The 21,585-nt window shown below is 70.2% G+C and carries 26 protein-coding genes; 6 read left to right on the top strand and 20 right to left on the bottom strand.

The features are described from left to right. Positions 1-165: 165 nt before the first annotated feature. The 12 genes from BT341_RS32415 to BT341_RS32365 all read right to left on the bottom strand — a co-directional run bounded on the left by BT341_RS32415 (position 166) and on the right by BT341_RS32365 (position 8,366). A complete protein-coding gene (locus tag BT341_RS32415) occupies positions 166-642 on the bottom strand; it encodes an ATP-binding protein (RefSeq protein WP_072479875.1) in 477 nt (158 codons plus the stop codon). A 229-nt stretch (positions 643-871) separates the two neighbouring features. Continuing rightward, positions 872-1,042, bottom strand: a complete 171-nt coding sequence (locus tag BT341_RS45645; RefSeq protein ID WP_177328955.1) for a hypothetical protein — start codon at positions 1,040-1,042, stop codon at positions 872-874. A 44-nt stretch (positions 1,043-1,086) separates the two neighbouring features. After that, positions 1,087-1,473: a helix-turn-helix domain-containing protein gene (locus tag BT341_RS32405; RefSeq protein WP_072479873.1), complete on the bottom strand. Its 387-nt coding sequence runs from the start codon at positions 1,471-1,473 to the stop codon at positions 1,087-1,089. After that, positions 1,470-2,531, bottom strand: coding sequence for a flavin-containing monooxygenase (locus BT341_RS32400; RefSeq protein WP_072479872.1), 1,062 nt, complete (start codon positions 2,529-2,531; stop codon positions 1,470-1,472). The genes BT341_RS32405 and BT341_RS32400 overlap by 4 nt, the downstream gene beginning before the upstream one ends. Next, complete coding sequence (locus tag BT341_RS32395; RefSeq protein WP_072479871.1) at positions 2,528-2,953, bottom strand: MarR family winged helix-turn-helix transcriptional regulator; 426 nt, start codon at positions 2,951-2,953, stop codon at positions 2,528-2,530. Before BT341_RS32395 ends, BT341_RS32400 begins: the two co-directional genes overlap by 4 nt. Before the next feature lie 220 nt (positions 2,954-3,173). Beyond that, on the bottom strand, positions 3,174-3,545 hold the full coding sequence (locus BT341_RS43765) for a hypothetical protein (RefSeq protein WP_218177791.1): 372 nt from the start codon (positions 3,543-3,545) through the stop codon (positions 3,174-3,176). A 114-nt stretch (positions 3,546-3,659) separates the two neighbouring features. Beyond that, entirely contained in the window at positions 3,660-3,863 is a 204-nt protein-coding gene (locus tag BT341_RS32385) for a hypothetical protein (RefSeq protein WP_072479870.1), read from the bottom strand. A gap of 207 nt (positions 3,864-4,070) precedes the next feature. Next, entirely contained in the window at positions 4,071-4,442 is a 372-nt protein-coding gene (locus BT341_RS44670; protein ID WP_072479869.1) for an STAS domain-containing protein, read from the bottom strand. A 295-nt stretch (positions 4,443-4,737) separates the two neighbouring features. Then, positions 4,738-6,588, bottom strand: coding sequence for a CheR family methyltransferase (locus tag BT341_RS32375; RefSeq protein WP_072482302.1), 1,851 nt, complete (start codon positions 6,586-6,588; stop codon positions 4,738-4,740). Positions 6,589-6,598: 10 nt separating this feature from the next. After that, positions 6,599-6,985, bottom strand: coding sequence for an ATP-binding protein (locus BT341_RS47710; protein WP_342750237.1), 387 nt, complete (start codon positions 6,983-6,985; stop codon positions 6,599-6,601). Further along, the gene (locus BT341_RS47705; RefSeq protein ID WP_342750275.1) at positions 6,880-7,305 is read right to left on the bottom strand and encodes a hypothetical protein; all 426 of its coding nucleotides are present in this window, start codon (positions 7,303-7,305) and stop codon (positions 6,880-6,882) included. Before BT341_RS47705 ends, BT341_RS47710 begins: the two co-directional genes overlap by 106 nt. 50 nt (positions 7,306-7,355) lie before the next feature. Beyond that, a complete protein-coding gene (locus BT341_RS32365; RefSeq protein ID WP_072482301.1) occupies positions 7,356-8,366 on the bottom strand; it encodes a chemotaxis protein CheB in 1,011 nt (336 codons plus the stop codon). Positions 8,367-8,942: 576 nt separating this feature from the next. On the opposite strand from BT341_RS32365, the gene BT341_RS32360 reads away from it, so the two are divergent. Beyond that, positions 8,943-9,683, top strand: coding sequence for a GAF and ANTAR domain-containing protein (locus BT341_RS32360; RefSeq protein WP_072479868.1), 741 nt, complete (start codon positions 8,943-8,945; stop codon positions 9,681-9,683). A gap of 20 nt (positions 9,684-9,703) precedes the next feature. On the opposite strand, the gene BT341_RS32355 is transcribed toward BT341_RS32360, so the two are convergent. Both BT341_RS32355 and BT341_RS32350 read right to left on the bottom strand, forming a co-directional pair. Then, a complete protein-coding gene (locus tag BT341_RS32355; RefSeq protein WP_072479867.1) occupies positions 9,704-10,441 on the bottom strand; it encodes a GAF and ANTAR domain-containing protein in 738 nt (245 codons plus the stop codon). Between the two features lie 302 nt (positions 10,442-10,743). Further along, complete coding sequence (locus BT341_RS32350; RefSeq protein ID WP_245805188.1) at positions 10,744-11,496, bottom strand: GAF and ANTAR domain-containing protein; 753 nt, start codon at positions 11,494-11,496, stop codon at positions 10,744-10,746. A 230-nt stretch (positions 11,497-11,726) separates the two neighbouring features. On the opposite strand from BT341_RS32350, the gene BT341_RS32345 reads away from it, so the two are divergent. After that, positions 11,727-12,431 (top strand): GAF domain-containing protein, encoded by a 705-nt coding sequence (locus tag BT341_RS32345; protein ID WP_072479865.1) that lies wholly within the window; start codon positions 11,727-11,729, stop codon positions 12,429-12,431. A 38-nt stretch (positions 12,432-12,469) separates the two neighbouring features. After that, complete coding sequence (locus BT341_RS32340; RefSeq protein ID WP_245805187.1) at positions 12,470-13,246, top strand: GAF and ANTAR domain-containing protein; 777 nt, start codon at positions 12,470-12,472, stop codon at positions 13,244-13,246. A gap of 51 nt (positions 13,247-13,297) precedes the next feature. On the opposite strand, the gene BT341_RS32335 is transcribed toward BT341_RS32340, so the two are convergent. Together BT341_RS32335 and BT341_RS32330 are read right to left on the bottom strand one after the other, a co-directional pair. Next, positions 13,298-13,525: a hypothetical protein gene (locus BT341_RS32335; RefSeq protein WP_072479863.1), complete on the bottom strand. Its 228-nt coding sequence runs from the start codon at positions 13,523-13,525 to the stop codon at positions 13,298-13,300. A gap of 330 nt (positions 13,526-13,855) precedes the next feature. Beyond that, positions 13,856-14,074: a DUF2188 domain-containing protein gene (locus BT341_RS32330; protein WP_072479862.1), complete on the bottom strand. Its 219-nt coding sequence runs from the start codon at positions 14,072-14,074 to the stop codon at positions 13,856-13,858. A 1,299-nt stretch (positions 14,075-15,373) separates the two neighbouring features. Between BT341_RS32330 and BT341_RS32320 the strand changes: the two genes are divergently transcribed. Beyond that, the gene (locus BT341_RS32320; RefSeq protein ID WP_245805186.1) at positions 15,374-16,714 is read left to right on the top strand and encodes a cytochrome ubiquinol oxidase subunit I; all 1,341 of its coding nucleotides are present in this window, start codon (positions 15,374-15,376) and stop codon (positions 16,712-16,714) included. Next, positions 16,711-17,733, top strand: coding sequence for a cytochrome d ubiquinol oxidase subunit II (locus BT341_RS32315; protein WP_072479859.1), 1,023 nt, complete (start codon positions 16,711-16,713; stop codon positions 17,731-17,733). The genes BT341_RS32320 and BT341_RS32315 overlap by 4 nt, the downstream gene beginning before the upstream one ends. 507 nt (positions 17,734-18,240) lie before the next feature. On the opposite strand, the gene BT341_RS32310 is transcribed toward BT341_RS32315, so the two are convergent. The 4 genes from BT341_RS32310 to BT341_RS32295 form a co-directional block, all read right to left on the bottom strand. Next, positions 18,241-18,690: an STAS domain-containing protein gene (locus BT341_RS32310; RefSeq protein WP_072479858.1), complete on the bottom strand. Its 450-nt coding sequence runs from the start codon at positions 18,688-18,690 to the stop codon at positions 18,241-18,243. Positions 18,691-19,331: 641 nt separating this feature from the next. Then, positions 19,332-19,613: a hypothetical protein gene (locus BT341_RS32305; protein ID WP_072479857.1), complete on the bottom strand. Its 282-nt coding sequence runs from the start codon at positions 19,611-19,613 to the stop codon at positions 19,332-19,334. 106 nt (positions 19,614-19,719) lie between these two features. Continuing rightward, entirely contained in the window at positions 19,720-20,289 is a 570-nt protein-coding gene (locus BT341_RS32300; RefSeq protein WP_072479856.1) for a YflT domain-containing protein, read from the bottom strand. Positions 20,290-20,317: 28 nt separating this feature from the next. Further along, positions 20,318-20,677 (bottom strand): Hsp20/alpha crystallin family protein, encoded by a 360-nt coding sequence (locus BT341_RS32295; protein ID WP_072479855.1) that lies wholly within the window; start codon positions 20,675-20,677, stop codon positions 20,318-20,320. Between the two features lie 290 nt (positions 20,678-20,967). On the opposite strand from BT341_RS32295, the gene BT341_RS32290 reads away from it, so the two are divergent. After that, complete coding sequence (locus BT341_RS32290; protein ID WP_072479854.1) at positions 20,968-21,393, top strand: Hsp20/alpha crystallin family protein; 426 nt, start codon at positions 20,968-20,970, stop codon at positions 21,391-21,393. The last annotated feature ends 192 nt before the right edge of the window (positions 21,394-21,585 follow it).

Genomic DNA, 21,585 nt, shown 5'->3' with positions numbered 1-21,585 from the left:
ACGACCTTGACCAGTTAGTTCCTGCAGCGCGCGCGCCAGGCCGTCGAAACGACGGTATCCGGGTGGAGGGTCACGGAGTCAGTGATGAAGCTAAGTTCACCGCCAGTCGACGCCCCTGGGAGGAGGAACGCCGTGGTCACAGCCGGGGAAATACATTGACCGGCGCTATACGGGACAGGGCTGAGCCGGGAGGGACTGCGCGTCTGGAGCGGGGCAGGGTATGCGGTCCGAGCCTTCGCAGGGTACCTGCGCCCAGACGGTCTTGACAGGACGCCCGCGGTCGTAGCGCACACCCCATCCGGTGCTCAGCAAGTTGACCAGCTGCAACCCGCGACCGCGGGGACCAGGCAAGCTCGACCGGCCCGCGACCGGCTGAGCCTCGGTTGCATCGGTGACTTCGATGGAGATCAAACACGGGTCAGTATTCCGGCGCAGCTCCAGGCGGCTGGGCCCGCCGCCGTGCTCATAGGCGTTGGTGACCAGCTCGGTGACCACCGTCAGCGCGTCCTGCAGATGCGCCTCGCCCACATCGGACAGGTGCCGCCGAACCCATTCACGCACGGGCTGCAGCGCGGACGGGGACGTACCGTGCAAAGGCAACACCCAGCGGCCGAGCGACGGCGGCTCGTCAGTTTCGGGCACCGGACACACCTCCTGCGAGGTGAACACCTGCCCGGGAAGCAGTACCCATATTGCCCACGCACAAACGTAAGTGGGCACGGTCACGAATTGCCGTCATGTCGGCCGCCCTGAGCAGTTGGGTTTGCGGACCCACGGCGGCGAACCGGAGCCCACCAGTCGAGCCGCGGAAGTCTTAGCGACGCGGGTACCACTCGCCGTGTTCGAGCGGCGGGACGTGGCAACCACGTTCTCAGGATGCCGCTGGGTGAGGCGGGGAGTGGAGTCGCTGCAGATGGTCGTCGATGTCGCTTTGCAGCTGCAGCACTCGTTGGTGCAGTTCGGCGAGCGCGGTGACGTAGTCACTGTCGCCGAGCGTGGCGTGGTCGCTGTGCCGGCTCGCCGGGTTCTCGACGACACTCATCCGCTGCATCCGATTCCCGCTCAGTTCACACACTCGCTGAGGTGCTACCCAGGCGGATAAACGTGAAGCCGGTGGCTGGCCACGCTCCGCGGGAACGGCACGTCCCCGGCGCCGGGTCTGTTCATTGCGAGCGGGTGGAATGGGCAGTTGCGCAGCCGCAGGCAGGTCGGGGTTTCCCGGTCGGGTTCGAAACCGTGGCGTTCGACGATGGCCGAAGTGAGGGTGAGTGCCCGCTCGGTGCCGAGGCGCCCGGGACGGAGCTGGTCGCGTTCCGTCGCGCCCAGCGTCTCGCCGTGGCGGCGGGCGGCGCGCAGTGCCGCGTTGCGCGCGATTTCGCCGTCGCTTTCGTCGAGGACGGCGTCCAGCAGGATGTCGGCGAGGAGGTCGTGCTGGCGGGGCGGGATGCTCAGACTGGCAAGCGACTGAATCACAGTACTTTGCGACGGTAAGTGAGAATGTGACGTGTCAGCTGCGCCGCGTCGTCGCCGACGAAGCCGATAAGCGCAGAGCCCGCGGTACGTTGCCAAGGGAGGCCGAGGGTGTACAGGCCGGGCACCGGCGTCACACCCTTGTGCTGTCTGAGTTCGCGGCCGTCAAGCGCGTCGGGGATGCCGACCCACGTGTGGTCGCGACGGAAGCCGGTTGCCCAGACGACCGCGTCGACGTCCGTGGCCTGCCCGTCAGCGAACACCGCGGTGGAGCCGTACGCCTCGATGAGCCGAGGCCGGAAGTCGATGCCGCGGCGGCGAAGGGCTCGGCGCGAGTTGCCGATCACGGTGCCATCGCCGCGGCGCATCCAGCGACCGCGGCGGGACTCGGCGGGAGCGGTGACCAACCCGGTACGAGTCTGCCACCAGAAGATGTCGCGACCGAGGATCCGCTGGGGGACGCAGACGTTATGGGTGCCGATCGCCAGCGTCACCGCGCCGACGGCCACATCGGCAGCCAGTTCGGCGGCGATCTGGAAGCCGGAGTTGCCGCCGCCGGTGACGAGTACTCGGCGGCCGTGGAAGACGGTCGGGTTCCGGTACCCGCTGCTGTGCTGCTGGAGGACTTGCGGTGCAAACCCGGCCGCGCAGGAGGGAATCCGCGCCGTCTGGAACGGGCCGGTGGCGGCCACCACCTGCCGTGCCCGGAGCAGGCCGGCGGAGGTCGCGAGGCGGAAGCCGTTGTCCTCCCGCGTGAGCTCGGTGACGGTGGTGCCGGTGCGGACCGGGAGGCCGAACGTGGTCGCGTAGGCGCTGAGGTAGTCGGCGACCTGGTCTTTGCCGGGATAGGAGTCGGGAGCGGCGGGAAAGGGCAGACCCGGCAGCGCCGCGTATCGGGCCGGGGTGAACAGCCGCAGGGACGTCCAGCGGTCCCGCCACACATGGCCGATGGTGTCGCCCCGGTCGAGGATCACGAAATCGAGTCCGGCCGCCGCGAGCTCGTGCCCAAGAGCGAGCCCGGCTTGCCCTCCGCCGACAACGGCGACGTCGTGGCCGTTCACGCAGTCACGCCGCGGAGGATGAGGCCGACGACCCGGAGGAACGCGGCCAGGTCGGCCTCGGAGACGTCGCCGAGGATCGCGCGAGCCGCGTCGTGGCGGCTCTTGGTCATCCACTGCGCGGTTGCGACGCCGTCGTCGGTGAGGTGCACCGCCGTAGCCCGCCGGTCGTGGGGGTGTGCCCGCCGCTCAACGAATCCGGCGCCCTCGAGCTGATCGATGAGACCGGTGACGTGCCGCGGTGTGCAGCCCAAAGCCTCGGCCAGCGCGCGCTGTACCAGCTCGCCGTCGCGGGCAAGCACGTAAATCACCTCTGCGCGGCTGGGCGTGAGGTCTCGTTCGGCCAGGGCACGCTGCATCGCCTCACCCAGCCGTGCCGCCAGCTGGAACGCCATGTCGAACGCTTCGACCGGGTTTCCGGGCATGTCACCTCACCTCAATCAATGTAGATAGTACATAGTGAATTGAGTTCAGTAATACCGTATGTGTTTGGGTTCCGCTGGTCGGGACCACGTTGGCCTGCCACGGCGCGTGGACACCTGGCCTGGACGACGATCGCCCCGGTCAGTCCTACGCAGGCGGGCGTTGACTCCGGCGATGAAGTGTTGTGGCCCGGCTTCTACCTGCGCTATCTGGCGGTGGTGGTCATCCCGATCGGCGGATCAGCCGCGTCCACTGGATGACATGGCTGGCCTGGTGCCCAACGACCGTCCCTGGTCTTGGCTTCGCCGACCTGTCTGCGTAGACATGGCAGCTCGGCGCCCAAGTCCTCGGCGCGGTCGGCAAGGATGTTGCGGGCCCGCCGGAGATCGACACCACGCCGAAGCCGGGACGCGCCAGCTGCCCGAGGTGCGCGGCGGTGCCCGCGGTGACCAGCATGTCCTCGATGGCGTCGATCCGGATGACCCCGAGGTCGCGGAAGACCGCGTCGATGGTCCCGTCGTCTCCGACGAGCGCTCCGGTGTGGGCCGCCGCCGTGCGTGCGGCCAGCTCGCGGTCGTCGTTGCCATGAAACATGGCCGACATCGTGGATCCCGGCAGGGCTGCTCCCGGCGATGCGCACTCAGCGGGTGGCGGGTGCGCGGGCAGAATCAGCGGCGGTGACGCGTCCGATGTGGACGGCTCTGGTGCTCATCCGCCTGGCAGGCCGGGACGCGGGAGCGGTGGTGGCTCCGCCATCCCGTCGGCGGGTTCGAGGCCGAGCACGGCGAGCAGCAAGGCGCAGTCCTCGGCGTCGTTCGCCGCCGAGGCCACCACGCGGGCACCGTGGTAGCGCTGGTCGCGCGTGAGGTCGAAGCCGGTCTCGGGCAGTGGTGGTGGCGTCGGGCGCCTCATCGGCGCGGGCGTCGGGAAGTCGCGGTGGTTATCGGTCCTCCGCCGGTATCGGCTGCTTCCGCGGCACCGCCGGGGAGCGGGGCGCACGTCTGCTGCTGACGCGGCGTCAGCGCGGCCGGTCTTTCCGTGGTAGCTCCAACGGCGGCCGAGCGGATCGATCACGGTGTGCGGATCGGTTCTCGGGAATGAGGGGAGTCCGGCCAGGGATCAGTGGCCCGTCGCGTCGGCCAGTGTCGGGTGGACGGCCAGGACTCGGTCGAGGGCGGTGAGGGTGATTGTGTGCAGGGCCGGGCCGGTCGCGACGACCTTGACCTGGGTGCGGTCGCCGGCGGCGTGGTCGGCTTTGAGCAGGACGTGCAGACCCGCGGCGGAGAGGAAGCGCACGGCGGTCAGGTCGATGACCAGCCGGGTGGGCTGGTGCGCCAGCGCGGCGGTGATCGCGTCGGTCAGCTGGCCCGCGGTGTGCAGGTCGACGGTGCCTTCGGCGGCGACTATCCGCGCGCCGTCGAGCGAGCGCACAGACACCGTCAGCTCGTCTCGCGCGTCGGCGGGGCGTTCCTCGGGATGGCGAAAGGTCACGCGGTCATTTTGCCTCGCCGGGTCCTCGGGCACATCAGGTGCCGTGGGTGGAGGCGAGGGTGGCCCAGACGACCGGGTCACCCCGACCACCGGCGGCTGCTGCCCCACGTCTTCGCGGTGTGGGCGACGATGCGCAGGCCCAGCCCGGATCACGCAGGTCGGCACGCTCGGCGATCGTGGCGGGCCGGGCGTGTCATCGGCCATGGCGCCATTACGGCGCACGTCGGCGGGCACCGGACCGGCGCTGGGTGTCCATGGCCTCAAGCTACTCGCCGCTGGCGTGCTGGACACCGCCTCAGGGCTGCGTTTCTTCCATGAGCAGCAAGGCTCCCTGGCTCTGCCCGCCGGCGGACCGCAGGGCGCTGCACAGCAGCCGGACGACCGCGGCCCGGCCCCGTCGGTTGATCGCGCTCAGCGTCAGCTCGGTCTGGAAGTCGGCGTCGGCGAGGGCATCACGCACGGCCGGCCGCAGCTCGGTGAGCGGCAGCCCGATGTCGAGGTTGAGCAGGTGGGTGCCCTCGGCCTCCTCCCGGCGCACGCCCCACAGGTCCTCGGCGCCGCGGTTCCAGGCCTTGATCCGCATTTCGGTGTCGACCACGACGATCCCGGCCTGGATCGAGGTCAGCACGGATTCGAGGAAGTCGTTCAGCTCGTCGAGTTCGACGCTGCGGTCGCGCAGCGCGTCGTTGATGGTCTGCAGCTCGTCGTTGGTCGACTGCAGTTCCTCGTTCATGGTCTCGAGCTCTTCGTTGGTGGACTGGAGCTCTTCGTTGGTCGTTTCCAGTTCTTCCACTGTGGACTGGAGCTCTTCGTTGGTGGTTTCGAGTTCCTCGTTGGTCGACTGGAGTTCTTCGTAGGCGGACTCGAGGCGGCGGTTGGTGTGCTCGAGCTCCAGCAGGAGCAGGCGCGCCCAGCTGACGTCGTGGAACACCACCGACACGCCGAGCAGGCTCTTGTCCCGGCTCACCAGCGGGTTGACGTGCACCTCGTACCAGACCGTGTCGCCCGCGCGCCGCCACTCGACGTCCTTGATGCGCAGCGACCGCCGTTCCAGCCGGGCCTGCTCGACGTACGGGCGCAACGCGACCGGCCGGTAGGACACGTCGAGGTCCCACAGCTTGCGTCCGATGTCGCGGTCGGTGAGCGCGAACGAGATCTCCGCCTGCTGGTTGATCAGGGCGACCACCTCGTCGCCGGTCACCACCAGCTGGGCCACCGGGCTGGCCGAGAAGGCCTGCTCGCGCAGCTCGTCCAGACCCGACATGTCGATCGATCGGCGCGCGGGCAGGCCGGGGGACACGAAATGGCTGTAGCCGGAAGGAGTGCCGGCCACCTTGCGGAACACGCGCCGCTTGAGATCGAGCGGCTCGAAGATGCGGGTGTGGCTGAGCAGCATCTCGGCCTTGCCCAGGAACATGAGCCCGCGCTGGGCCAGCGTGAAGTGGAACCGCTCGAGGATCTTCGTCTGCGTCTCGGCGTTGAAGTACATCAGCGTGTTGCGGCAGACGAGCAGGTCGATCCGCGAGATCGGGGCGTCCTGGACCAGGTCGTTGCGGCCGAAGATCACCGAGCGGCGCAGGTCCTTGCGGAACCAGTACCGGCTGCCCTGCAGCTCGAAGTACTGCTCCAGCTTGTCTTCGGGCAGCCCTTCGACCTCGGCCGGGGTGTAGGCGGCGTGCCGGGCCTGGGCAAGGGCCTCTTCGTCGACGTCGGTCGCGTAGATCTTGACGCGCTGCCGGAACGCGTCGACACCGATGGCGTCGGCGAACGCGATGGCGAGGCTGTAGGCCTCCTGGCCGGCGGCGCAGCCGGCGCTCCACACCCGGATCGGCTCCTCCGGGCTGCGCTCGGCCAGCAGGGCCGGGATCACTTGCTCACGCAGGTAGTCCCAGGCCTCGGGATCGCGGAAGAACCCGGTGACGTTGATCAGGATGGTGTTGAACAGCGCGACGAACTCGTCGGCGTTGACCTGCAGCTGGTCGATGTAGTCGCCGTAGTTCTCGGCACCGGCCTGGGCCATCCGGCGCTGCACCCGCCGGCGCAGGCTGCTGCGCTTGTAGCCGGTGAAGTCGAAGCCTCGCGACTCCTTGAGGTAGGCGAGGACCGATTCGAACTCGCCGTCGTCTTCCGGCTGGGACTCCGTCACGTTCCGCACGCTACCGGCCCCGAACGCGGGAGGAGCGGCGGCGCCGCGCCAGCACGGCCCAGACGACCTTGCCGCCAGTCCAGGACCCGCTGCACCCCCAGACCCGCGAGGTCTGGGCGACCAGCCGCAGTCCGAGACCGTGCCCGGGCCTGGGCAGCTCGAACAGCACGGCGGGCCGCGGGTCGTCATCGGCCACCGCGACGGTGAAGACGCCGCGGCGCAGCTCCAGCCGCAGCCGCGGGGTCGACGTCGTGTGCCGGATCGCGTTTTCCACCAGCTCGGTCGCGATCATCAGAGCGTCCTCGACGTGTTCCGGCACGTCCCACTCCGCGCAGACCCGGCCGACGAACGACCGGGCGAGCGCTGAGGCCTGCGGTGACGCGGCCAGCTGCTGCACCGCCCGCCGGCGGGGTGGCCGGTCACGCGCCCGCTCGGCCGCGGCGACGTCGCGTGGACCGCCACGAAGCGGTCCACCAGCTGCGCCGACAGGCGTGCCACGTGATCCGCGCGGTCGGTCACCACCGCGAACGGGACCCCCGGCCATTCACCGATCCGCGCGGCGATGACCGAAAACACCGTCATCAGGGTGTCGTCGTCGATCTCGAGCCCCTGGATGTCGGCGATGACGCTCTCCGGCGCCTCCGCGGCGATCTTGAGCACGCTGTCGCGCAGCTCGGGGTAGGTGGCCAGGGAAAGAGTGCCGGTCAAGGTGGCCACGGTCGACTCCGCCCGATACTGCGGTACCAGCTGCAGGCCGCCTCCGGTGTTCACGGGTTCGCCTCGATGTCTTGGGACAGGGAAAGCAGGAACCGGCGCAGTCTTTCCGCGGCGGTCGCGCATTCCCGGGCGGTGCTGCCGTAGCGGCCGGTGAGGCCGGCGTGCCCGCGACCGGCGGCGTCCCGCTCCATACGCTGGGCGAGAGCGGCCTTCTCGTCCAGCGAGCGCAACGCCGTCCACAGCGCGCGTTCCAGTTCGATGTCGCGCGCCCCGAGCAGGGCCTCGGCCGACCAGGCGTGACCGATGCGGCAGCGGAACTGGCCGGGCCGGTCGCCGACTTCGAGCAGGGCGCCCTGGCAGTCCGGGCAGCTGTAGCCGGATGCGGCGGCCGCGAGTTCTTCGGCGACGGCGCCCCGCCGGACGCCGTCCCGCGCGATGCGGTCTTCCAGCAGCAGCGTGGGCGCGGGCGGCTCGGCCGGCCCGGCATCCGCCGGCGTGCGCACCAGCCGGTCGAGCACCTTGCCGAGCACGTCGGCGGGGTAGACGTGGTCCGTCGTGACGCGGGCGAGCGCGCTCTCGGGCATGCCCGGGTACAGCGCGTCGGAAGGGTCCTGCACCATCGCCAGACCGCCGCGTTCCACGATCGCCCCCAGGCCGGCGGCGCCGTCGTGGAGAGCACCCGAAAGGATGACGCCGATCACGCGGGGCCCGGCGGCGACCGCCGCGGACCGGAAGGTGGCGTTGATCGCGGGCCGGTGCCCGTTTTCGGTCGGGCCGTGGCTGAGCATGAGCGCGCCGTCGTCGAGAAGCAGATGGTGATCGGGTGGCGCCACGTGGATCACCCCGGCGGTCAGCGGCGCCGCGTGCGCGGCCGCAACCGCCCGCAACGGCCCCGCCCGGCCGAGAATCTGCGGCAGCGCGGTCGGCGCGCCCGGGGCGAGATGCATGACCACCAGAACGGCGGCGGGAAGATCCGCCGACAGCGACCGCACGACCTGACGCAGCGCTTCGACGCCTCCGGCGGAGGCACCGACCACGACGACATCGCGCTGGAAGGCCACGGCGGTCACCTCCTCACCAGGACCACGGTAGACCCCCTGACTTCCCCGGGTAACTCGGGCGACGGGAATCGAAACCCGGCCACCGGGAAACTCCGCCCGGCATACGGGCGAGCGCTGGGTGGGCAACGGCAGCGCGGACAGCAGGACCCGCGCATCGCCGACGGAGCTTCCACCGTCGTTCGGCGACGTTGCGGCAACGGTCGTCCTGGATCGAAAGCCGGTGGGCGACCGACCTGGTGCCGCCCCGACGGCGTGATCACCTCGTGCTCGACAGGCTGCGCCGACCGCTGTCCGGCGACGAACCGAGGAGGTCCTGATCGGACTCGGCCGCAACCGGCCGTTGTCCAAAGCGGACGGCGCCGGCGGCGCGCGGTGAAGCTGCCACACGAGACCGGCGCCGAGCCGGGTCACTCGTCGCCGGTTTCGGCCGGCGAGTCACCCGTCGGCCGGTGATCGGCTTCGCCCGCTCCGGCTTGATATCTTGAGGTTCCCGGCCCGGCTGGAACTACGTGGCTGCCTGGGCGAAGCTTCAGGACGCGAAGCTTCAGGACGACCACAGCGAGCGGAGGCCAGGCGATGAACAAGTCACAGGATCACCTTGCCGAACCGGATGTCGTCCGGCGGGTCGACGACGTCACGGGCGCCTTGGAAGGTCTGACCGCCATCCTCGAGCAGGACGAAGACTTGTCGGTGGTCCTTCAGCGGGTGTGCCTGCAGGTGGTCCAGGCGGTGCCGGACGCCGAGATGGCCAGCATCACCTTGCTGCGCGACGGCGGGTACTCCACCGCGACGGCGACCGGCGACGTGGCTCGCCGGATCGATCAGGCCCAGTACGACGCCGGTGAGGGCCCGTGCCTGGAGGCTGCGCGCACCGGAACGATCCAGCGGGTCAAGGTGCGCGAGGCGGCCCGCCGGTGGCCGGAGTTCGCCGCCGCGGCCGAGGGAGCGTCGGTGGCCAGTTTCCTGTCCGCGCCGTTGTTCATCGACAGCGAGTACCAGGGCTCGCTCAACCTCTACGGCGCCGGCGGCGACGGGTTCGGCGCACTGGACGCGGCGCTGCTGGAGCTGTACACCACCGCGGCCGAGGCGGCCCTGCGCGGCGCTCGCCGTTACGTGAGCGCCCGAGAAACCGTCGGCCAGCTGCGCACCGCGCTGAGCTCGCGAGCCGTCATCGACCAGGCGAAGGGCATGCTGATGGCTGTGCATCGCATCTCCGAAAAAGAAGCGTTCGACATGCTGGTCAAGCGATCGCAGGAACAGAACGTCAAGCTGCGCGAGGTCGCCGAGCGGTTCGTCGCCGAGGTGCTGGATTCCTGAGCGCCTGCCGGCGCCCAGGCTCAGGCCGGCGTGATTCCGGTGGCTTGGCAGACTAGTTGCACCGCCAGGTCGCGGACTTTGCGGTTTTCCCGCTGGGACTGCTCGACGAGCAAGGTGAAGGCTTTGTCGGCGCTGACCTGGCGGACGGCCATGAGGATGCCTTTGGCCTGGTCGATTACCGCACGGCTGTGCAGGGCGGTGCGCAGGTGTTCGACGGTGTCGCGGGCCTGCTGGTAGCGGGAGTAGACGCGCAACGTCGGGGTCACGGCGCTGGTATAGAGGTCGAGCAGCTTCTCGTCCAGTTCGGCGAAGCCGTCGCCTTGGCGGCTGTAGCAGTTGACCCCGCCGCTGTGCTCTTCGCTAACGACCAGGGGCGCGGACAGGAAGCTGCCGAACCCGGCGGTGGCCGCGTCACGGGCGAAGTCGGGCCATTTCGTGGCCGCGTCCGTGACCGGTACCCGGACCAGTTTCCCGGTGGTTGCGGCCTCGATGCAGGGTCCGTGGCCGGCGGCGTACTGGTCGTGGTCGAGTGCGGTGGTCACGTCGCTGGTGCTGGCGATGGTCGTAGGCCGGCCGCCGGTCAGCAGGGTGATGGTGGCTTCGTCGACTCCGGGCACGGCATTGACGACTTGGGCGCATGTCTTGTTCAGCAGGACGGCGAAGTCGTCCTCGGTGTCCAGCGCCGCGGTCAGCGACTCCAGCGCGCCGGTGACTTCGTCGAGCACCGTGGCCCAAGGCCGGTCGTGGGTAGATGACATGGTCGTGTTCTCCTGCCGCTACGGCGACGCGGGAAGGACCACAGCGCACAGGCGGGAGCAAGGCGGCGTCACTCGAGGAGACATCAGGTGATGTGGTTTCCGGGCCCGCTGCTGGACGAGGACGCGCCGCACTCCGTCCCACGGCGAGGTCCCTTCGGCGTTCGCGCAAGCTCGGTGTGCTGCGAAGGTGACGCGCCACTGGACCGGCGCGCACGATGAACCTCGGCGTCCACACCGTACCGCCCAGCGGCCTGCGCCGCGCGCTCTCGCCTGTCTTGGTATGCGCGGTCCGGTTCAGCACGTCACAGCAGGGCCCGTTCGACCACTTCCGGAGCTTCGACGATCACCGTGGCCAGCTCGCGGACCTTCCGGTTGGTGCGCTGGGAGACGTCGACCAGCCAGGCGAACGCGGCATCGCGGTCGAGGCCGGCCCGGGCCATCACGATGCCCTTCGCGGTCGCGATGGTGTCCCGGCTTTCCAAGGCGGTCACCAGGCCGCGGGCCTGGGCTTCGGCGGACGCCCACCGCGCCGCGGTGAGGACCACCGCCGCGGCCGCCGAGGTGAACACCGCGATCGTCGCCGTCGCGACCGGGTCGAACGCGTCGTCGCGGCGGCTCCAGACGTTCAGCGCGCCGCCGAGGCCGTACTCGGCGGCCCGGCGATGGGTGGCGGCGTCGTCGGCGGCCACGAACAGCGGGCACGACAGCGAGCTGCGTATCCCGAGCGCCGTGCCGGCGTCGGCCAGCTCCGGCCAGCGGTGCCGGTTCCGGCCCAGCTGCGTGCGCACGACGGTCTCCGTGCGCACCGCGCGCAGGCAGGGGCCGTCGTCGGCGCGGTACTGGGCCTCGTCCAGTGCTTGCACGGCCGGTTCCGTCGCCGCGACCGTCGACGGCACGTCCCGGTCGTAGAGGGTCACCGTCGCCGCGTCGGCTCCCGGGATGATCCCGACCACCCGGGCCGCGACCCGGCCGAGCAACCGCTCCCGGGAATCCTCGGGCTTCAGCGTGCTGGTGAGTTCGAGCAGCGCCGCGGTCACCTCGTGCAGCTGGTCCACCACCCCTCCCACCATCGGCCGTCTTGCCGGACCGATGTGCCCGACGCTACTCGTCCCGGTCGTTCCCCGCGGAGCGAAAGCCGCGGACGATGCGCCGCGACCCTGGGCTGCGCGGACTGTGCTCGGTTCGTACCCTGGTACCGCACAAGGCCGGAGCGGAAGACAGGCGGAGTCCGGCGTGCCGCGCGGGCGCGGGGCACGCGAGCGTGGCGGCCGCGGATGAGGGGTCGGTGGACGGTCGGCGCCGTGAGCGGCTGTGGCAAGAGGTGACCCGGCGAGCTGCGCGGGACGGCGCGGGAATGCCCGCCGCGGTCTGCGCCACCTGCGTCGGCGATCTGGCCGACGGCGCCGCGCTCTCGATGCGTTCGGCGGGACGCACGCAGGAGCTGCTGGCCACGAGCGGGCCGTGGGCGTCCAAGTTGGAGGAAGCCCAATACGCGCTCGGGGAAGGCCCCGGCGTCCTGGCCTACACCGGCGACCGGCCCGTGCTCATCGCGGACATCACCGCCGAAGACGGCCGGTGGCCGATGTTCACCGACGCCGCGCGCGCCGAAGGGGTCGCTGCGGTGTTCGCCTTCCCGCTGCACAGCGGCGCGATCCGGCTCGGCACCCTGGACCTGTATCGCCGCGCACCCGGCCGGCTGACGCCCGACGCCCTGGCGGACGCGACGGTCCTGGCCGACCTCGCCATGGCGGTGGTCCTGCGGCAGGCTCTCGACGACGAGGCGGCGGGTCTGGATCCGGCGGAGCAGGGCGGCGGCGCGTACGAAGACGTGCACATCGCGACCGGCATGGTCGCCGTCCAGCTGCGGATCAGCCTCGCCGACGCGTCCGTCCGCCTGCGGGCGCACGCCTTCGCGGAGGGACGTTCACTGCTGGAGGTGTCGCGCGACGTGATCGCCCGCCGCATCACGCTCGACCGGTGGGCCGAGTGACACCGGCATCCCACGGTGGCGGGCCGTATGCTCACGGAGTGTCCGTCGACCGGGAACAGCTTGCGCACGCGATGGTGGAACTCACCACCCGGCTCGTCGCCGACGGCGCGGACGCGGCCTGGCTGCTGCGGACGGCGACGCGGTCGGTGAGCGAGGTGACCGGCGCTTCGGCCGCCGGCTTGCTGGTGGCCGACCCCCGCGGCGGCGTCGAAGTGCTCGCGGCGTCCGACGACACGTCCCGGTTCCTCGAACTGCTCCAGACCCTGACGGGGGAGGGGCCGTGTGTGGACTGCATCCGGACGGGCGAGGTCGTCGCCGTGCCCGACCTCGATGGTGGGGATTCGGCGCGCTGGCCGGCGTTCAGGCTCGCGGCATTGTCCGGCGGGTTCGCTGCGGTTCATGCGTTTCCGCTGCGGTTGCGGGGCCGGGCGCTGGGTGGTGTGAACGTCTTCCACGAGCGTCGGCGTGAGCTTGGCCGCGAGGAGCTGGCGGCCGCGCAGGCGCTGGCGGATCTCGCGGTGCTCGGCATGACGGCGGAGTCCGGCGACCGCCGCGAAGCTCGCTTGGCCGAGACGACGCTCGCGGTCCTCAACGGCCGGGTGCGGGTTGCCCAGGCGGTGGGCATGGTGGCCGCGGCGCGAAACCTCGACCCGGGCGCGGCCCGGGTCCTGCTGCAGTCCCACGCCGACCGGACCCGGGCCACGACCGGCGAGGTTGCGTGGGCGATCACCGCGGGCACCCTCGACCCCGCGGAGCTCGTGGCGACCGTCCTGCCCAGTCACTCGGCCGCGGACCTTCGGGCCGAAGACGGCTGACCCGGCTGGCCGCTCCTCGAGTTGTCGGCCGCGGAACCGGTGCGTCGCTGGTCAGATCCAGTCCGGGTCGGCCCGGTCCTCGGCGGTCGCATTCGCCGTCGCGACCACGCGGGCGGCCTCGTCGTCCTCCCCGGCCGGACCGTGGGGCGCGCGCAGCGTCGCGCGGGCGTGGTCGTCCCCCTGGGCGATGAGGATGCCCGTCGCTTCGCCGATCGCCGCCTGTCGATCGGCCTTCGCCAGTGCCTCGTGCGCCGCGTGCTCCCGATCCTGTCGGTCCACCAGCGGACCTCCGTCCCTTGGCCTCCACGCTAGCCGCCTGCGTGCTCGAGGTGTAGTGCTGCCGCAGCCGGGGATGGCGGTCATCCTTCCGGCTAGTCCCGTGGGCAACTGTTCTGACAGAGGTGAGCCTGCTCGACCAGCGGTGCTCCGCAAGGCCGACCACCTGCGGTACCAGTTCGGTGGGAGGCCGTGCGAAGCCGCGGCCGGTGCTGCCGGAGGGCACCCGGGTCGTAGCCGCGCTCGGGGACGTCTCCGTCAACGACGCGAGCGTGGTGCTCGCCGGCTTTCGCACCGAGGGGAGATCGTCGGCGTGGTTGTGAAGCGGCCGGATTATCGCCTCGAGGTGCGTGGGCGGAAGTCCCGTTCGCTCTCAATCCCGCCGTCTCGGTCGTGGATCACATGCGCGACGCGTCGTTTCCTGGCTGCCTGACGGCCGGCGACCACAGCGTCCACGCGATGCGGCGACGTATTGGAGGCGCGGACGCCGCCTTCGACCCGGTTCTTCCACTGGCCGTCTTCGAAGTAGGTGTGCACGTCGCCTTCGGCCATGGGATGCCCCTTCGGATCGCTCGGTGATCGACGGCGCAGGCGGGCGGCGCTGTCGACACGTCGAATCGCTCGGCGCGCGCCCTGACACAGAGCCGCCGCACACGCCGCGAGCTTCGCCGCCCGGATGGTCCGTCGGCGGTGATCGCGACGCTCGAGCTGGGGTTGAACCCGAGGCCATTCCCGGACGGCGGATCGCGGAGATCCGGGGCGGGTGGCTGCTTGCTTCACCGCTGCGCGGATGCCCGGGCAGCCGGAATCGAAACCTTCGTGTCGGAAGACCCGGCGGCCGGCCGTCGACCTGCTCGGGTTTCTGGGGAGGAGAGCCGCTTCCGCTCGACGAAGGGTGGGGGAGACTCTCCGCGAGTGGCGCGACCCGGCTCCGGGTGAACCGCTGTTCCAGGAAGGCGGTGAGGCCCGGGGACTCCGCCGCACGACACCCGGTGCAACGTCCGGGCGCGGTGCGGTGTTTCCTGCTGGCGAAGCCGACGGGCGTGACGTGTGTGGCTCACCGCGGGCGGTGGCCCCGACAGGACGATCGCGGCGTGGGCGGCGGACATCCGGCCAGCCTGTTCCGTCGGGTCGGTGTCGGCAGGAGAGACCAGCGGCCGGTCACACCGGGCCCGGTGGATGCTGCAGGTTTATCGTCCGTTTGCCTGGAAAGTCATGGCCATGGAGGACTGCGAGGAGTCCTCCATGGCCATGACCGCCAGCACGACCGCAGACCGCTTTCCGACCGGCGTCCGCATACCACTGACCCGGTGCCGGGGTCGAGCCCACAGTGTGGCCGGGTGGCCCCCCGGCCGGATCGCCCCGGCGGATCTCGGCGCCTTGACCGCAACGGCTACCTGGTGGTGAGGGAGGTGGAGGTCGCGGTCGCTGCGAGAGGAAGTGGCTGGGTTGAGCGGAGATCTCGCGCCGGCTTCGGATTTCGCGAGTGATCGGGGAGAAGCGCTCCGGCGCGGTCCGGTCCATTTTTCAGATGCCCCGGGTCAGCCTGCTGGTCGCCGAGGTGGTCGGTGATCCGCGGGTGGCAGGTCCGGGCGCGCCAGATCAGGGGCGGAGGTGTACATGCACCAGAGCCGCGTCGACTGCATGCCGGGGTTCACGGGAACGGGCGCCGAGCAGTGGCTGCCGAAATAGACCGAGGGGAGAGGCTCACTCGCGCGGGTCCTGCCGGCCGGCGCGGGTTTTCCCCGGTGGGCCGGTGGGTAGCCGCCGGGGGCGATCATCGGAGCGGCGAACGACGTCTGCTCCGGACACGGCTTCGTGTCCGATCGGCTCGCCGGAAGGACGGTCGTCGTGCTCACCTCGTCCGCTGCGCCGCTGGATCTCCTCGCGGCGCGCGAACAAATGGCCCTGTCCCTGGGCTGGCACATCATCCTCGCTTGTCTCGGCGTCGGCATGCCCGCGCTCACCTTGTTCGCGGAGTGGCGGGGGCTGCGCACCGGGGACGAAGCGTACCTCGTGCTCGCCCGGCGGTGGGCCAAGGCAATGGGCGTCCTGTTCGCCGTCGGCGCCGTGTCCGGCACCATTCTCAGCTTCGAGATGGGCATCTTGTGGCCCGGTCTGATGGGCACCTACGGCCAGGTCATCGGCCTACCGTTCACCATGGAGGGCATTGCGTTCTTCGTCGAGGCGATCTTCCTCGGCATTTACCTCTATGCCTGGGACCGCCTGCCGCCGCGGCGGCATCTGCTCGCCGGCGTCCCCATCGTCGTCGCCGGGATCGCCTCGGCGTTCTTCGTCGTCAGCGCGAACGCCTGGATGAACCAGCCCCGCGGGTTCGACCTCGCCGGCGGCCGGATCACCGAAGTCGATCCGTGGGCGGCCATGTTCAATCCGGCGACCCCGCCGGAGACGATCCACATGATCCTCGCCGCGCTCATGGTCACCGGTTATCTGATCAGCAGCGTCTACGCGGTGGGCATGCTGCGTGGCCGTCGCGACCGCCACCATCGGCTCGGGCTGCTGATACCGCTGACGTTCGCGGCCGTGCTGACGCCGCTGCAGATCGCCGCGGGCGACTATGCGGCGCGGTTTTTGGCGACCAACCAGCCCGCGAAGCTGGCCGCGCTCGAGGGTGTCTACCGCACCGGCTCGCACGTCCCGCTGACCATCGGCGGCGTCCCGGTCGGCGGGGAACTGCGTTATGGCCTCGAGATCCCGAGCGGGCTTTCCCTGCTGGTCGGGGACAGCCCGGCGACGGTGATCACCGGGCTGGACCGGACGCCGGTGCCCGACCGGCCGCCGGTCGCGGTCGTGCACCTGTCCTTCGACGTCATGGTCGGGATCGGGTTCGCTCTCCTGGCCCTCGGCGTCTGGCTGGCGCTGGTGTGGTGGCGCCGCCGCGACGTGCCGCGCTCGCGGTGGTTCCTGCGCGCGGTCGCGGTCAGCGGTGTCGCCGCCTGCTGCGCGCTGGAAGCCGGGTGGGTTACCACCGAGGTCGGCCGCCAGCCCTGGATCGTCTGGGGCCACCTGAGAACGGCCGACGCCGTCAACCCGGCACCTGGCCTGTTGATGGGGCTGATCGTCGTGCTGGCGGTGTACGTCGTGTTGACGGTGGGAACCGTGTACGTGCTGCGCCGCATGGCCCGCACTGACCGCCGGGCGGCGCCGCAGGAAGCGGGGACGCCGTCATGACGCTGGCCGACTGGTCTGTCGCGGTCCTCTGGGTCGGGCTCACGCTGTACGTGCTGCTCGCCGGAGCGGATTTCGGCGCCGGGTTCTGGGACCTCTTCGCCGGCGGAAACCACCGCGGGAGAGGCCAGCGGGAGCTGATCGAGCACTCGATCGGGCCGGTGTGGGAGGCGAACCACGTCTGGTTGATCTTTGTGTTGGTCACGCTGTGGAGCGCGTTCCCGCCCGTGTTCGCCGCCGTGATGTCCACTCTGTACATCCCATTGACGTTGGTGGCGCTGGGTATCATCATCCGCGGCGCGGCCTTCGCCTTCCGCAAGGCCAGCGACACACTCGGCCAGCAACGGCTGTTCGGCGCGGCCTTCGCCGTTTCATCCGTCCTGACGCCGTTCTTCCTCGGCACGGTCGCCGGCGGCATCGCCTCCGGACGGATCCCGGTCGCCATCGCCGGCGGCGATCTGCTGACCAGCTGGCTGAACCCGACCTCGGTGCTCGGTGGCGTCCTCGCGGTCGGCGCGGCCGCCTACTTGGCCGCGACGTATCTGTGCGCCGACGCCCGCCGCTCCGGAGACCCCGGCCTCGCCGAGGCGTTCCGCCGCCGCGCGCTGGCGACCGGGCTCGCGCTGGGGGTGATCGCGGCGGCTGGGATCCCGGTCCTGGCCTCCGACGCCCCGCGGCTGTTCGACGGCCTCACCCACCGCGGGCTGCTGGTCGTCATCCTCTCGGCGGTGTCCGGCGCGGTGTCGCTGGTGTTGCTGCTGCGCCGCCGTTTCCTCGCGGTGCGGATCACCGCAGCGCTCGCGGTGGGAACCCTGCTGTGGGGCTGGGCCGTCGGGCAGTACCCCTACCTGCTCGAACCGGACGTCACCATCGCCGAAGGCGCCGCCACACCGGCGGTGCTGTCGGCCACCCTGGCCGCGCTGGGTGTCGGCGCGCTCGTGCTGATCCCGTCGCTGTGGTGGCTGTACAGCCTGTTCCAACGTCCGGCTCGGCCCCCGGACCGGGCGCGAACACGGACCTGATCACCGCTTTGGCGCTCTGCCGTCGCGGCACCCACCATGACTCAACTGGTCCGAGACCTCATGACCACCGCCTCATGACCTACCTCGTGACCCGGTCGCCCGGATGTCACCGACCGCGGCATCGTCGTCCGGGGCGTCGCCGACTTCGGCGAGGCAAGCTGTGTGCTGGCGCGGGCCGTGTGCCCATGGGCCGGGGTCCCGCTCGCCGTCGACGGTGTCGATCCTGCGGCATCTCGTGGTCTGGTTGGCATGCCTGAACTACGAGGTGGCCGAACCGGATCCGACCATCATGGTGCGGCCGATCCCGACCCGGGCCACGCAGTGGCTTTCGTTTCGACCCCGACATCGAAGTGAACGCGTCTGCCAGCGCTGTCTCGAGGGCACCGAGCTCGGCGATCACTGCGTTGACGACCTGTGCGGTGATCGGGCTGACCAAGGGCATCCCCGTGGCCTGGGGGGTCAGGGCTGACGGCACCCGGTTCGGCAGGCAACGGGCTCCCGGGAAACTCAATTCCAGTCGGTCGCTCCGGCCACCGGCGGAGGGGACAGCGGGACTTCGCGCAGTGCGTCAGCCAGGATCGGGTAGACGACGACCAGGGTGTCGACGCCGAAAATCCGCAGCGGGCGAAGGACCGGACGGGCAGCGGCGACGATCCCGATCCGGCGGCGCTCGGCGCGGGCCCGGGTCACCACGCCCTCGATCGCACGCAACCCCGCCGCGCCCAGGAACGTGACCCTGGACAGATCCAGCACGAGGCCGGCTGGCAAGTCCTGCCACAACGCTCGCTGCAGCAGGCGGACGGAACCGGTGTCGATTTCCCCGGTGGCGGAGATGATCGCCAGATCGTGCCGCCACGGAATTGTCCGTACGGTCAGAACCGTTTCGGCGTACTGACGGGTGGATTCCTGCCCCGTCGCGGTGGGTGGACGTGGGAAATGCGAAAGTCGTGAAGGCATGGCTGTGTGCTCCCGAACGAGTCGGGGCGAAGCGTCGGTGCACCACCGAGAAGAATCGAGCGCAACAGGGGAAGCCCGGCACCTCGCCGTGACATCCGTCGCCAGACGAGGATCTGCGTAGCTCCGGCTCAACCACGCTCTCCATCATGGTAGGCGCATTCTTGTGGTTTGTCGCGGGCAACAGTCACCCGAAAAGATACTCATATGTGGACGGTCGTCATCGGCGGGTGGGAGAGAGTGGTCGGCGGAACCGCTGTCCTGGCTGTACGCGAAACGGCTGACCGCGGGACGAGATCGTCGGACTTCTGTACCGATTCAGTAGAGATCGCCCAAACCGCAATTGAAGACTCGCCGGTCATCCTCGTGGTGCGTAGGAAATCTGGTGGACGTCGGCGAGACGGATGACCCGGCCTGGCGACGTGCCAGATTTCTCGTCGGTCAGGGAGAACGAGCCTGACGGAAGGAACGTGCGCCGTTCCTCCCGCCTCACGACCACGTCTGTCGTCGCCGATATCCGCACACGCTGCAAGGGATCCGGCAGCCTTTCCCGTCGGACCGAGCCCGGCCAACCCGGCACATCGGCGCAGTTGTGTTGGACCGGGCAGGGTCGTCGCAGGGCGAGGTCGTGACGGGGCTCAGCCTCATCCGGCGTGGGCGGGGCTCCACCAAGAGGCTTCACGATACTCGCGATGTTCCTCGGAATCCGGCTGCGGGGCCAGGGCAGAGAGGTCGTCGTCAGCCGGTTGCAGCAGGAGGTCCGTGGTCTTCAAGTAGCGGGCGATGGTGCGGAGGTCCTCGACGACGTCCCTGGTGACCGAACCGGCCGGCGCGCTGACCCGGTGATCGGAGAGCGACGTGGCGGCCAGGGTGCTCTCCGCCCGGTCGGCCAGCGCACCGGCCAAGTCGGCCAGTTCAGTGCTCATTGCCCGGGTGCACTGGACCGCACACCGCAGCGCATCCGCCGACAAAGGATGGCGTGCTACCGAGCCTGCCGCCTGCCGCACGGCCTCGGTTCCGGTTCGCAACGCCTCATGGAAGGGATGGGCGCACACCTCGATCACCTCCCGTCCTGCGCACCTCCCGGCTCGCCGGCTCGGTCGAGGACGGCGGCCCGGCCAGGGCGAGCTTTGCCAGCAGGTCTCGCCCGTGCTCAGCGTTGCGTGGTTCGCACAGCACGTCGTACCGCCGGGCGACGACCTGCGTGATCGTGGCGAAGTCCCGCCGGCCCTTCAGGGAGGCGTAGCCGATCGCGGCGGACGCCACGCCGGCGAGAACTCCGGTGACCAGCCCGGCCGGGATCAGCGCTCCCGGCGGCTGGTGGTCGAACAAGCCGAGCAGCAGGCAGAGGAAAAGCCCGAACCAGGCGCCGGACGCCGCGCCGCCGGCCAGGACGCGGCTCCAGGTTAGGCGGGCGGTCACGCGCTCGACCACCATGGGTTCGACGCCGACGATCGTGACATCCTGGATGGGGAAGTCGTGGCCGGCCAGGTGTTCCACGGCGCGCTGCGCTTCGGCGTAGCTGCCGTAAACGCCGATGGGCCACCCGGTGGGTAGCGCTGGCACCGCGGCCGGCTCACGCAGTGGCGAGTAGGGGGTCATCGCTTCTCACCTCCAGCCGGGTTGTGACTCAGGCGCTGTGAACCGGGATCCGCCGCCGCCGGGCGAACTCGCGCTTCGGCACCCGCACGGTCAGCACGCCCTTGGTCAGGGCGGCCGACGCAGCGCCCGAGTCCACCTCATCCGGCAGCGTGACCCGGTAGGAGAACTCGTCCGTGCGGCGGCTGCGGAGCCGGAACAGGTCCCGTCGCCCGGCCTTGCCCTGGACGGCCACTTCGTTCCCGGTGACCTCGACGGTGACGTCCCGGCGCTTGACTCCGGGCAGTTCCACCTCGACCAGGTACGCGTCGTCCGTTTCCCGCACGCCGGCCCCGGGCGACCACCGGCCTGTCCGCAGCGCGGAAACCGATCGCACAGTCGTCAGCGTCATCAGTCCCACCTCCAGAATCCGACAGGTCTACGAGCCGCGCTCTCACTCTTATGACGCACCAGGCTGCACATATGTTCCCCTGTCTTGAGCGTAGTGGGCTCAATCGATTTCCTGCAGATTCTGTGCTGGTAGGCCAGTGCAATGCTCCATTTGGGTGATTTTAGATCAATGTGGGCAAGCTCTCCGAAGACGCCCGTTCCCGGGGTGTCAGCGCAGTGGCGGTGCCGGCGGGACGCGGATAACCGGCGTCGTCGAGGCACCACATCACCAAGGGAAGGAGGAGAACCACCATGCTGATGCGTACCGACCCGTTCCAGACTCTGGATCGGCTGACCCAGCAGTTCTTCGGCAACGGCCTGTCGCGGTCGGCGGCGATGCCGATGGACGCCTACCGCGACGGTGACCAGTTCGTGGTGCACTTCGACCTGCCCGGTGTGAGTCCGGAGTCCATCGAGGTCGACGTTCAGAACGATGTGCTCACCGTGAAGGCGGAGCGCACCACGGTGACCGGCGACGACGTCCAGGCGCTGATCAGCGAGCGGCCAGCCGGGACGTTCAGCCGGCAGAAGTTCCTGGGTGACACCCTGGACGCCGACCACATCGAGGCGGGCTACGACGCCGGGGTGCTGACCCTGCACATCCCGGTCGCCGAGCAGGCCAAGCCGCGCAAGATCACCGTCGCCAGCGGCGCCGAGCGGCAGGCGATCAAGGCCTGACGCCCGCCCGGCGGATGGTGGCGCGCTCACCCGACGCCTGACCGGTGACATGCGGCATCGGCGCTCGGCCGTCCGAGCGTGTCGGAGGCGCGGCCCCGCATGGGCGCAGTAGGCACACGGGAACGCCTGCCATCCGGACGTATCGAAGCCGCTCGTCCCCTTCAGTTGCCGAAGGGGACAGGCTGGTCTGGT

Source organism: Amycolatopsis australiensis (assembly GCF_900119165.1).
Taxonomy (GTDB): domain Bacteria; phylum Actinomycetota; class Actinomycetes; order Mycobacteriales; family Pseudonocardiaceae; genus Amycolatopsis; species Amycolatopsis australiensis.
This window is presented reverse-complemented; position numbering and strand designations above follow the sequence as displayed.